Below are 12,095 nucleotides of genomic sequence, written 5' to 3'. Positions count from 1 at the left end.
AATGAAAAGAGGAAACTTCTTAAAATACTTTTTGTTAACCTATTTCGTTTGTCTTGCACCATCACTAACAGCAATTTTCCCCGACGAATCATTACCTTGGGTAGAAAAAATAGGAATAGGATTGTTAGTTCCACTAATCGTTACTATTCTATTAGCTCCTTTATTGTATTGGCTTCAACCAAAATTACACAGAAGACATGGGCGTAAAAAAATAAAGAAAAAACTTTTTCAACTATTTATAGAAAAACATCGATTTCGCATATTAGAAGATAGCTATCTTTTAGGACAAATTGATGACTATACTGTTTTGATGCACGCTCAATATGACGATTTTCAACATAGCAAATGGATTAACATTCAAGTAATCTTTGATCCTAAGCGAAACAATGAGTATATTGAAAATGAATTCATATATCGTATGATTCGAAAATATAGTGAAAAAGATATTTCTTGGCATATCAATAGTATCATCATCAAAAAATCTTATGCTTTAAAAATGCCCAAATATGAAATTATATATCCACTGCTGAAACGTTGTATATCCGAACTAAAAGCCTCCAATATTGCTTCTATTTCGTATAGTGAATGGCAACGAATCATTCCTGAAACACAAGATTATATAAACCATCAAAAAAAAGTATGAAACAGTTATTTTTCCTATGTACATTTATATTTCATGTTTTAATAATTAATATGCTCCAAAGATATTTTGCAACACAGCTTCAAAAAACTGCACCTACTCTAGATTCAACAATTACAGGTCGAAATTATTGAAATTACGACTATAAAAAAACTGGAAACCCATTTTTATGCAGATTAGCTAAAAAAGCTATATTTTTCTACTTTAGAGCATCATTTTTCGTCAAGAATTTTAAATTGCACAATGTATTCGCTGTAACAAGCAACAAAAATCAGCTACTTATAAAGTATCTTAGCAAGAGATACCTTATTTTTGGAAAAAGGTGAATTAAATTAACACATGGAAAAACTAAAACGATCTGAATTATTTGGCGCTGCCTTAGTTCCTGTTACAGGTGCTTTGGTGGAACGTTATAATAAATGTCTCTCTTTTATAGGAACTGCTCCTACACAACTGAGTAGTTTCCATATTGATGCTATGGGATGGAGTCCTGAAATTGCCGATGAAAAAAATGATTTTTTGTACTTAAATTCAGGAGAAGCCAATCCAAACGCTATCATTCTTTCACCAAAACAAAATGACAAACCTGCATATTCGCCTTTTCATAGTTTTGATAAAGACATTATGCATCACATATTTAAAAAGCAAAAACACATTATAAAAGACATTACACGTGATGCCGCTATTTGTGTAGATTTAGATCAGTATATCGATGCTTTTTATGAACCTGAAGATTTATTGAAATATAATCAAATCTCGGTTGATTTTACTATTATTGATGATTTGTACAACATACAACAACAACAATTAAAACTGATTAAAGAGTTTAATGAAGAAGATAATTTTTTAGAAGAAAGCTTACATTTAAAAATTTTAGCTTCTGCCAGAAAACACGGCGATTTACGATCGCGTACACTAAAAATGGATCGTATGAATTTTTTGACGACTTCATTTTACACCAGAGCTTTTGGTGGTGTGTATGTGATTAGAAAGCAAGACAGTGGCAAAAACATTTTAATTTTTGAAAACAAAGAAGAAGCTGACAAAGTCAAAACGTCTAGTAGTACGAAATCATTTCATATTAGTGATGAACGTTTTTTTAGCGCATTGGCCGCCGAAAAAATGCTGATTTTAGATCCTGAACAAAGTGATACTATTGGATATTTTGAACGTGTCAAAAAAACTATTTTCTTATCACACCTCAAAGATGCTACACATTCTTTAAGTGATATCATAGAAAATTCAAACGTATATAAGCGCTATTTGAATCGTTTGGATGCAAGCACACGTAAGCAACTCATGATTTTAGATCGCTTACAATTAAAAGCAAAAGATCCAAATGCATTAGCGATTGATGGTGGATTGACACCAGAAATACTTGCTTGTATTCAAATCCCTTCTCCAGATATTCCTGTAAAATTACAAGAGCTCATTTGGAAACTTATTGTAAAAACTGCCACCTATAAAGATCCGCTTTTCTTGTATTGGTATGATAAAGAAACTTTTTATACCGAATTTAACAATTGGGATAGCTCCTATCAAGATTGGGTCATCAAATTAATAAAACAAAACACCTGGAACTCATGAACATATTGGAATTTATTGTATTTGCAGCTAGCGTTGTTTTTGGAATTAGCATCTATTGGCTAGAATCTAAAAACAATAAACTGTATAGATTTTTTAATAGACTTTTTAATTCTAAAGAATTGCAATTGCCAGCAAATAGCAAGAAAGGATTCATTGTAGAACAAAGTTTTATGCCAAGATTTATCTATATAAATATCTTTCTTCTTCTTGTACTGGTTGTTGTATTATTTCTACCTTTTGTACAAAGTATAGGAATACAATATCAATATGTATCAGCATTGATTGGGATTATGATCGGAATTTATTTAGCAAATTTTATGATCAGTGTTAAAGATAAATCAGAAGAAATTATTGATAAAGTAGTTGATACAGGCAAAGAAATTATTGACGACATTAAAGAAAAAGGACAAGAAGCTGCCGAAAGCTTTTCTAATGATAAAAAGACAGATACAAAAGAAGAAACTACCAAAGAACCTGAAGCACCAAAAAAGAGTGCTAGAGAACGTTTAAAAGATAAAGGATTATTAAAATAAGAACTATGCTAAAAAGATTTTGGAACCGTGGAACAAAACAAAAAATCATTCTCATTCTTGTAGGATTGATCCTTTTTTGTGCACTTTTTATTTTAAGAGATGATTACCAACCGTTTTTACTCTTTTTAAGAAAGTATTTGTCTGTATTATTAGTGTTCGGTGCAATATTATACTTCGGAATCCGATCGTTTCGAAGAACAGTCAGCACACCTAAGAAACTATTGAAAGTTTTTTTAACGCTGGCTTCAGTATCATTAATTTATATTATTTTATTTACAATGGGTATGTATGAATACATGCAAACGTACAATGTATACAATAGTATGAAACTGCAAGAAATCGCAGAACTACCTTTGAGTAGAAACGAACGTATTCAGCCCTACAACAATATCAAAACAATGGCATATGAATCAATTACTGAAACCCAAGAAGTTTCGCCACCACAATTGGTTCGTGTAGACGATCGCAATCAATGGACCATGGCGGTACAACCTTCAAAAGATTATTTTATTCAACGTACAAAAGATAATATTGAAGAATTATTTTCAGTATCAAGTACCTCACCTTCTCCTCGATTTTCAAACGAAAATAGAATTGAAGCAACGTTTTCCATTGGAGAATCGTTAGCGTTTAGTAGAAATACATACAACGCAGTTGTACAACGTTTTAACCCTTGGCAATTGTTCAATTATGAACCACATGAAGCTTACTACATGAAAAACGATCAAGGAAAATGGGTTCAGGTTGTAAGCTTGATTAAATGGAATGGTTTCTTTTTCCCATATCCAACGTTTGGCGGCGTAATGGTAGTAGAAACTGGAGATCATGATTTTGGAGATTATATGGAGCGTTTGTTAATTGGTAAAGGAACATTTATTCCCGCGGAAGATGTTCAAAAATACCCGTACTTAACACGTCAAAATACTTTATCTGAAAAAGTATCACGTATCCGTGCAAAATCAATGATGTTTTTAGGCGGGTTTACAGATCCATTACCTTGGAATAAGAAAACTGCAGTGAAAATTCCAGATTTAAAAGAAGATCAAAATCAACAACCATTTGTAACTGACTTTAAATTTACTGGTTCTGCAAATGATGCATACGATGGTTTATATCATTGGTTTGGTTTAGAACCTATTGGAAATGAACGTACAGGTTTATCTATCAGTGTTTTTATTCCTGCTGACGGAAGTGATAAAGTGTATTATTACAACCACGCTAATAAAAAAGAAGGTTTGGCAGGAGTTTCTGCAATGCCGGCTAAAGTAATGGAATCGCGCAAAGAGTATGACTGGAATGTAAATAAACCCGTTGAATTTAGACCATTTATTAGAGACATCGCTGGAAAAAGACGTTTGTTCATGCTTAGTACTATTGCGGCAAAACGAGAAAACAGCAATCAGTTTGATGGAGGTTCTACACCAGATTTAGCATTGGTAGACGTTTCCTATAAAGATGTAGTTTGGATTGATGCCAAACATCCTTCCAAATGGAATGAACAAATTGTAAATCAATTGGGAGAAACATGGAAAATGACCGAAAACTTATCGGATTCAGATATTTATCCAAGTAGAAAACGTACAGAAGAAGTTGTAAAAGATTCTATAACTGTTGTAAAAGACAGTATTGTGAAAGATTCTTTAGAAAAATAAACATCAATAAATACTTTTAAAAGCGGGCGATAGCTCGCTTTTTTCATTTAAAAAACTCACTATCAGCAACATGAATAATATTTCTTGATTTTTATGCTACATTTAATGTATTATTTTAACCTAACCAAAACTATACAATCATGTCAAATATAAAAGAAGAGAACAACATCCCTGATGATTTACTACAATTACTCATCAAGCATGAAGATGCAATCATAGCTCGTCTTTAAAAGAAAGTTGTACAAAAAGCAATGGAAACACTCAAGCCATTATTAGAAAAGTTAGAAAATCAAGTGAATCAACAAAAAGAAGAAAACCATAGTACTCCAAACTCAGATACAACTTATTATGATCAAATAAATAGCATGCAACAAGCTGCCCCAGAAAAGATTAAATCTCAGGAAGCATAGATAGCTAGTAAAATGAATACAATTCAAAACAAAATTTCTCGCAATGAATAAAAACTATCGCAATGGAATATTTAGCACAACTTCCGTTCCTCTTGGATTTTCATATTGATCTTTTAAGTCCATAAAATGAACAGTGAAGCTGTTTTTGAAGTCTTTTACGAAGTTTGACAAACGGTTTTTGGTTAGTGTAATTCCGATAGATTTTCGTTTTACGATTTTATTGGCTGCGATTTTCTGTGCTGCCTCACGACCAATTCCGTTGTCTTCAATAGCAATTGTAACAAAATCATCTTGGGTTTTCTTGACAGATAATTTTATATTTTTTTCTCCTTTTTTGGACGATAATCCATGCCAAAGCGCATTTTCTAAGAAAGGTTGCAATACCAATGATGGAATCTTTATTTGATCAAGATCAATATCTTCATCCACTAATACTTCGAAATTAATCTCGTTAGAGAAGCGAATATTTTCAATACTCATATATAAGTCCATCGTTTCCAATTCGTCGCTCAACGACACTACTTTTACACGAGAAGCATCTAATATTTTACGAATTAGTTTTGCAAATTTATTTAAGTAATGAACAGCATTTTTTTGCTCATTACTAATAATATATTGTTTGATTGAGTTTAACGAATTAAAGACAAAATGCGGATTCATCTGACTGCGTAACATGTCTTGCTCTAGCGTCAAAATTTCCTTCTCATTATTCAATAAACGTTGTCTGTACAATATGTAAATCATGATGGCCAAAAACGCAAATACAACACTACTTGTAATCCAAATGCTTTTGTTTCGTTTCAACGTTTGCTTTACGGTAGCATTTTCTTTTTCTAGGTTTTCAATTTTTTGACTGTAACGTTCTTGATCATTCTTAACAATCAAGTCATTCACATATCTAAAATTTTGATCATTTCGAATCTTTTCACTCAGTTCGTAGGATTGCTCTCTAAAAGATAAAGCCTCTTCAAATTTTCCTTGCCTTTTGGACAATGTAGACAAATGCATATACGTTTCTGCAACAGCACTTTTTAAATTAAACTCTTTAGATAAAGTCAAGCTTTCATTCAAATACGTTTGTGCTAGTTTATAGTTTTCCAATTCAATATGTACCCAACCCAAATTAAGATACACGCCAGAAAGATGAAAATTATCACGCAATCCTTTTCCAATCTCCAAAGCAGAAGTGATCATTTTGACTGCTTTTTGATATTCCTTTTGTTGAATGTAAATCCTACCAATAGTTGATTTACAAATAAGGCGTCCCAAATCAGAGTCAATCTCATTATTATAATGTAAGGATTCTTTATAATCAACAAGAGCTCCTTCTAAATCTCCTGTAGCTTCTTTAGCATAGCCTATATTATGATAATTAATTGCCAAACCTAATTTATTCCCAACACTTTCTTCAATCTTCATAGATTTCTTAAAGCGTTGTACTGCCAAATCGTATTGCTCTAAGACCAAATAAATATTTCCCATACTATTCAGGGAAACGGCAATACTCTTTTTTACAACATCTGTTTGATCTTCGATACTTTCTGCTAATACCAACGCTTCTTGATGGTAATCTAACGCTTTTCGAATATCTTCAAGTCTACGATACACAACACCTAACATATTGAGTGACCGCACATGAAGTTGTTTGTTATTAGCACGTTCAGCTACCGCTAAAGCACTTTCGTGAAATGATATTGCTTTGGCATACTGCGAAGTATTTCGACAATACTCACCCATCGCATTCAATGCATAACTCTCTCCTTCTAAATACTTCTTCTCTTTATATAAACCTATAAGCTGTTGAAGCTGAAGTGAATCTCTTTTGTATCTCTTTAACTTTATATCGAGAACACCATATTCTTTTGGTTTCTCTTGTAAAAGTGCATTGGCAACTTCCACAAAAGTAGCATCGGTACTTTGCGAAAAGCTAACGGCAGATAAGGAGAGAAAAAGAATGAACAATGCATTCTTAAGTAATTGGTACATACATTTTAAATTTTCTTTATAATTTTTCCAAGAACGCGGCTTTACGTTGTCTTGAGATTGGTATTTTATGATTAGAAACCAAAATGACGTAACCATCAGATTTTATAAACTCTTTGATTTTGTCTAAATTGACAATATATGAATTGTGAATTCTAAAAAATCGTTCATCTGGCAACATGGCATTGACTTCTTTCAGTTTTTTTGTAAGTACTATTTTCTTTGAATTTGTCAAATACAATGTACTATAATTTCCATCAGATTCTGCGAAAAGTAAGTCATCTAAATCTAGAAAAATGAGTTTTCCATCTGTATTGATTGTAATTCGTTTTTTATTAAATCGTCTATTGTAATCAGATAGAATACGTTCAAATTTTTCAGTGGAAACATCGTTTCTAGAAATATATTTTTTTACTTTAGAAATAGCTACTTTCAAATCATCCATATCTATGGGTTTTAATAAATAATCAATAGCCTCTTCTTTTAAGGCTTTGATAGCATATTCATTGTAAGCAGTGGTGATAATTACGGCAAAGTCTTTAGTTTTCAGTCGGTTTAAAAACTGAAACCCGTCCATGGTAGGCATTTCAATATCTAAAAAAAGGCAATCACAGGGAGTTCGCTCTATATAGGTCAATGCTTCCTCTGGATCAGTAAACTTAGCGAGTATTTCTATCTCATCGCTAAAATTATCCAATTCCCAGGAAAGGCTTTCCAGGGCTTTTGGCTCGTCATCTATTAAAATTGCTTTTAGCATAAGGGTTAATTTTATAGCCTAAAGGTACACTTTTCGGGTTAATTTCTGACGTTGTTCGTATCATTGGTTCAAAAATATGTATATGCGGTTTAGTTTCTTAAATAGTTAACAAACAAGGGGATTTTCACTTTTTTTCATCTTTTTTTTCGCAAAAACAATCTATACAACATTTGCTTCCATTTATACAAAAACTGCACTTCTTAACTTTTTCTTCACATATATTTGAATCGATATTAGACTTACCCCAAATTTTGATAGTCAAGAATATATCATATGAATGCTACAAGATTACACATACAATTTATCTAAATACTAACAATCAAAATCAAAGTAATGAAAAAATTTACACTATTCTTAATGCTAATTTTCTTTGCCTTTAGCACTTCGACAAAGGCAAATAATATTCAAGTGAATAACATATCACTTGAAAATTTGAACGAAGCTTCAAACTGGGTACATGTAGAATTTGATCTTTTTTGGGAAAATTCATGGAGAATCAGCTCAGGTCCATCTAACTGGGACGCAGCCTGGGTATTTATCAAATACAGAGTAAATAACGGAAGTTGGTTACATGGTATTGTAAGTCAAGCAAATTCAGTAGCTGCACCAGGCTCAACTTTAGATGTAACAATTGATGGTATGGGAGCTTTTATTTATAGATCTGCAGACGGAAGTGGAAGCGTAAACTTCCAAAATACACAATTACGCTGGAACATTGGCTCTTTAGATACTGATGACATTATAGATATTCAAGTATTTGCTATTGAAATGGTATACGTACCAGAAGGTTCTTTTTACTTGGGAGGAACTACTGGTAACGAATCAAACAAATTCTATTCAGGAGGATTTGCAACTACTTCTTCTTATCAGGTAACTTCTGAAAATGCTATTACAATTGCGAATACAGCTGGAAGCTTATATTACACAGGAGACAATATTAATGGTGGAGACCAAGCTGGAACTTTAGGTGCTTCCTGGCCAAAAGGATATAATGATTTTTACTGTATGAAGTATGAAGTAAGTGAAGCTCAATGGCTGGGATTCTTTAACAGTTTAACTGAAATACAAAAAACAAATAGAGACGTTACCGATGCTTCACACAAAAATAGTGATTCGGAGATTGATAGAAATACGATATCATGGACAGGAGGCTCTGCAAGTGCTACAACTTCTGCTCCCGATAGACCCATCAGTTATTTAAGTCCAGCAGATATAAATGCCTACATGGATTGGGTAGGAATGCGCCCAATGACGGAATTAGAATACGAAAAAGCATGTCGCGGACCTGTATTACCAAAATCAGGAGAATTTGCCTGGGGAAGTGCTAATATTGGTTCTAACGCATACAATTTAGTAAACTCTGGTTTTTCAAGTGAGCGAATTACCAATCCAGAAACAAATACAGGAAATGCAAGCTATGCAACTACAAATGTAACTATTGATGGACCATTACGTAACGGAATCTTTGCAGCGAGTGCTATCAATAACAACCGTGAAGAAACTGGTGGAACGTACTATGGAATCATGGAAATGTCTGGAAACTTATACGAGCGTTGTGTCACAGTAGGTACTTCTCAAGGACGTAGCTTTACAGGTATTCATGGAAATGGAATTATCAGTTCTACTGGAAATGGTACTGTAGCCAACTGGCCAAATAACAGTACAGGAGACGGATATGGTTTTAGAGGAGGAAGTTGGTTAAATTCATCCAACTTCATTAGAGTTTCTGATAGATTTGATGGAGCAACAGTAATTGCTATTGGAAATAACCGTTTAGGATTTAGAGCTGTAAGAACTGCACCATAAGATGAAGGAGATGAAAAAAAGAATTCTTTTCTTATTGTCTATTTCTCTCCTGTATAGTATACAAGTTGCTGCTCAGTTTGAAGGATCGAATGGTGATGGTTTTGACCTAGAAAGTAGATCATCTATCACACTCACTAATCTTTCACTTGAAGTACTATATGAAGGTAGTAATGGTGATGGGTTCTCTAACAGAACACTATCTGCTATTACACTTGATAATACTTCACTTGCAATATTATATGATGGAAGCAATGGTGATGGATTCTCGAGCAGACTTCAAGCCGCTACTACACTTGAAAATACATCGCTTACAGTATTGTATGAAGGAAGTAATGGTGATGGGTTTTCAAATAGATTACTCGCCGCCACCACACTAGATAATACATCGCTTGCAGTGTTGTATGAAGGAAGTAACGGTGATGGATTTGACCTAGATACATTAGATGCAATTACACTCGATAATACATCACTGACAGTATTGTACGAAGGTAGTAATGGTGATGGGTTTGACATTACTGCTCTAACAGCGACTACATTAGACAATATATCACTTACGGTATTATACGAAGGTAGCAATGGTGACGGATTTGATGTTGATCAATTTAACGGTTTCTTAGATCCAAACCAAATTGTAGATTTAAGAGTACGAGCAGCGGTATTCTTGCAAGGACCTATCTTAAACCCGGATGATGATGATTTAATGAATGATAATTTACGTTTAGGGAATTTGATTCCTAAAATCAGTCCTTATGATCCAGCAGATATGATAACAGACTCCAATGTATTTAATAATGGTGGAATTTCTGGAGTAGGTGCGCCTGCTGATAATATTGTTGACTGGGTGTGGATTGAAATCAGAAGTAGCGCAGATAATACATTAGTTATTGATGGCACATCTGCCTTAGTACAACGTGATGGAGATATTGTTGCCTTAGATGGGACATCTGATGTTATCTTAAGAGGTGTTACAGGTAATTACTTTATAACTGTAAAACATAGAAATCATTTAGGTGTGATGACACAAGCTACGAGATCATTATCTGTAGCACCTTCAGCAAATGTAGATTTTACCACAAACTCTACTGCTGTATTTGGTACTAATTCAAGAGTACAGTTGGGAAGCGGTGATATGGCTTTATGGGCTGGAAATGCAAATGGAGATACTATTGTACAATATTCAGGTACAACACCTGACTCTCCAAGTATACTTTCAGAAGTATTAAATGATCCTGGGGACTTTTTAAATTTCCCTACCTATGTAATAAATGGATATAATGTACATGATATAAATATGGATGGAGGTACACAGTACACTGGAACAACACCTGATACACCTATTCTATTACAAAATGTATTAGCGCATCCAGGCAATTTCCTAAACTTTAGTACATATCAAATTCAAGAACAATTACCAGAAAACTAATCTTATGAAAAATACAATAAAAATATTGATCACAAGCTTTATCTTTCTTCTAGCTATACAGCTAAAAGCACAAGATGGCTACACATATACATTACAACATAATGGAGGATATAGCTTTACAGTACAAGCTGTACCAAATACAAGCTCTAATAACTTTGCTACTTCGGTACAGAGTTATGGTTTTACCATAATCCTTCCTGACGGTGTAACAATTGATACAGGTTCTGCAACTTCATTAGGGAGTGCTGCGAGTGCAACGCTCTTTGATGGAACTGCCATAGGACAAGTGGCTATTGATGGATATTTAGTTACTGAGACTTTAGGTAGTCCAGCTGCTTTACCAGCTCCTTCCGCAGCTACCAACTCTAATATGTTTACCTTTACAGTAAATGGAAGTCCAACATCTGGAGAAATGAGGATATTAGAAAATAACTCAGCATTAGCTACTACAGTTACGCCTTTAAAATCTTTTATGCAGGCAGATATGATAGATAATGGAATGGCTCAGTTTGTAAATGTTGTTGATCCTAATGCAGCGGCAGTATCAGGTATGAGTACATTTGACTTTAATACTTTATCTGTTGAAGAAGAAAATGAATTGTCTACTTTATCTTTATATCCGAATCCAGCAAGTGATATTGTACAAATAGTACTTCCTACTGACATAAAAAATATTGAGATAGAAGTATTTGATAATGCAGGAAAACAGATTGCAATGCAATTATCTGCAGACAACACTATAGACGTAAGCAATATTGCATCTGGTTTATACCTTGTTAACATAACGTCTAATAATAGTAAGACTACCAAAAAGCTTATTGTAAAATAATAAGCTTCTATTTTTTGTTTCACAAACCTCTTGAGTTGATCTCTCAAGAGGTTTACTATATTATAAATACTGTTATTCTCTATCTATTGAAACAAAAATAGGCTAACATGGAGCTCAAATTTATTCACAAGCTCCAAATATTTGATACATTTCTTTTTACAGGAAACTCTTATTGATTGAATATTCAATTTTTTTCAATTTATCTAAGTGAATCACTCTTAGATTTATACACCATAGGAACTTTCTAAGTTAGGCGTATATTACCATGAATATTGTATTATGACTAATCTTTATGATATCTAGCAACTATAATGATCATCTAAAAAAAGTAATACCGATTGTAAAAAAAAACAATTTACTATTACTAAAAATAAGTATTCTTCAGCATTAGTAAGTTGGAAGGCATGAAGGATTAGAAGTTAAATTCTTAAATTTCTCACACAAAAAAACCCTTATCAGTTATGATAAGGGTTTT

At 33.1% G+C, this 12,095-nt stretch carries 10 protein-coding genes; 8 read left to right on the top strand and 2 right to left on the bottom strand.

Annotation, left to right across the window (positions count from 1 at the left end; genetic code table 11):
* Position 1 precedes the first annotated feature (1 nt).
* The 5 genes from MK119_RS07820 (at position 2) to MK119_RS07800 (ending at position 4,822) form a co-directional block, all read left to right on the top strand.
* Positions 2–643 (top strand): hypothetical protein, encoded by a 642-nt coding sequence (locus tag MK119_RS07820; protein WP_290672661.1) that lies wholly within the window; start codon positions 2–4, stop codon positions 641–643.
* A gap of 336 nt (positions 644–979) precedes the next feature.
* A complete protein-coding gene (locus MK119_RS07815; protein WP_290672659.1) occupies positions 980–2,227 on the top strand; it encodes a DUF6638 family protein in 1,248 nt (415 codons plus the stop codon).
* Positions 2,224–2,760: a hypothetical protein gene (locus MK119_RS07810; protein ID WP_290672656.1), complete on the top strand. Its 537-nt coding sequence runs from the start codon at positions 2,224–2,226 to the stop codon at positions 2,758–2,760. The genes MK119_RS07815 and MK119_RS07810 overlap by 4 nt, the downstream gene beginning before the upstream one ends.
* A 5-nt stretch (positions 2,761–2,765) precedes the next feature.
* The gene (locus MK119_RS07805) at positions 2,766–4,412 is read left to right on the top strand and encodes a hypothetical protein (RefSeq protein WP_290672653.1); all 1,647 of its coding nucleotides are present in this window, start codon (positions 2,766–2,768) and stop codon (positions 4,410–4,412) included.
* A gap of 251 nt (positions 4,413–4,663) precedes the next feature.
* Positions 4,664–4,822 (top strand): hypothetical protein, encoded by a 159-nt coding sequence (locus MK119_RS07800; RefSeq protein ID WP_290672650.1) that lies wholly within the window; start codon positions 4,664–4,666, stop codon positions 4,820–4,822.
* Positions 4,823–4,876: 54 nt separating this feature from the next.
* Here the strand turns inward: MK119_RS07800 and MK119_RS07795 are convergent, their stop codons facing one another.
* Positions 4,877–6,808 (bottom strand): tetratricopeptide repeat protein, encoded by a 1,932-nt coding sequence (locus tag MK119_RS07795; RefSeq protein WP_290672647.1) that lies wholly within the window; start codon positions 6,806–6,808, stop codon positions 4,877–4,879.
* Positions 6,809–6,824: 16 nt separating this feature from the next.
* Entirely contained in the window at positions 6,825–7,562 is a 738-nt protein-coding gene (locus tag MK119_RS07790) for a LytTR family DNA-binding domain-containing protein (RefSeq protein WP_290672644.1), read from the bottom strand.
* Between the two features lie 333 nt (positions 7,563–7,895).
* Between MK119_RS07790 and MK119_RS07785 the strand changes: the two genes are divergently transcribed.
* Genes MK119_RS07785 through MK119_RS07775 form a run of 3 tightly spaced genes read left to right on the top strand, consistent with a single transcriptional unit; the run spans position 7,896 to position 11,620 of the window.
* Complete coding sequence (locus MK119_RS07785) at positions 7,896–9,368, top strand: SUMF1/EgtB/PvdO family nonheme iron enzyme (protein WP_290672642.1); 1,473 nt, start codon at positions 7,896–7,898, stop codon at positions 9,366–9,368.
* A 10-nt stretch (positions 9,369–9,378) separates the two neighbouring features.
* Entirely contained in the window at positions 9,379–10,791 is a 1,413-nt protein-coding gene (locus MK119_RS07780; RefSeq protein ID WP_290672639.1) for a hypothetical protein, read from the top strand.
* Between the two features lie 4 nt (positions 10,792–10,795).
* Positions 10,796–11,620: a T9SS type A sorting domain-containing protein gene (locus MK119_RS07775; protein ID WP_290672636.1), complete on the top strand. Its 825-nt coding sequence runs from the start codon at positions 10,796–10,798 to the stop codon at positions 11,618–11,620.
* Positions 11,621–12,095: the final 475 nt, after the last annotated feature.

Source organism: Kordia sp. (assembly GCF_022447245.1).
GTDB lineage: Bacteria > Bacteroidota > Bacteroidia > Flavobacteriales > Flavobacteriaceae > Kordia.
This window is presented reverse-complemented; position numbering and strand designations above follow the sequence as displayed.

Bases quoted from the DNA above. Each gene is read 5' to 3' on its own strand.
- MK119_RS07785 (WP_290672642.1), top strand. From the start codon at position 7,896: ATGAAAAAATTTACACTATTCTTAATGCTAATTTTCTTTGCCTTTAGC.
- MK119_RS07780 (WP_290672639.1), top strand. From the start codon at position 9,379: ATGAAAAAAAGAATTCTTTTCTTATTGTCTATTTCTCTCCTGTATAGT.
- MK119_RS07810 (WP_290672656.1), top strand. From the start codon at position 2,224: ATGAACATATTGGAATTTATTGTATTTGCAGCTAGCGTTGTTTTTGGA.
- MK119_RS07815 (WP_290672659.1), top strand. From the start codon at position 980: ATGGAAAAACTAAAACGATCTGAATTATTTGGCGCTGCCTTAGTTCCT.
- MK119_RS07795 (WP_290672647.1), bottom strand. From the start codon at position 6,808: ATGTACCAATTACTTAAGAATGCATTGTTCATTCTTTTTCTCTCCTTA.
- MK119_RS07805 (WP_290672653.1), top strand. From the start codon at position 2,766: ATGCTAAAAAGATTTTGGAACCGTGGAACAAAACAAAAAATCATTCTC.
- MK119_RS07820 (WP_290672661.1), top strand. From the start codon at position 2: ATGAAAAGAGGAAACTTCTTAAAATACTTTTTGTTAACCTATTTCGTT.
- MK119_RS07790 (WP_290672644.1), bottom strand. From the start codon at position 7,562: ATGCTAAAAGCAATTTTAATAGATGACGAGCCAAAAGCCCTGGAAAGC.
- MK119_RS07800 (WP_290672650.1), top strand. From the start codon at position 4,664: ATGGAAACACTCAAGCCATTATTAGAAAAGTTAGAAAATCAAGTGAAT.
- MK119_RS07775 (WP_290672636.1), top strand. From the start codon at position 10,796: ATGAAAAATACAATAAAAATATTGATCACAAGCTTTATCTTTCTTCTA.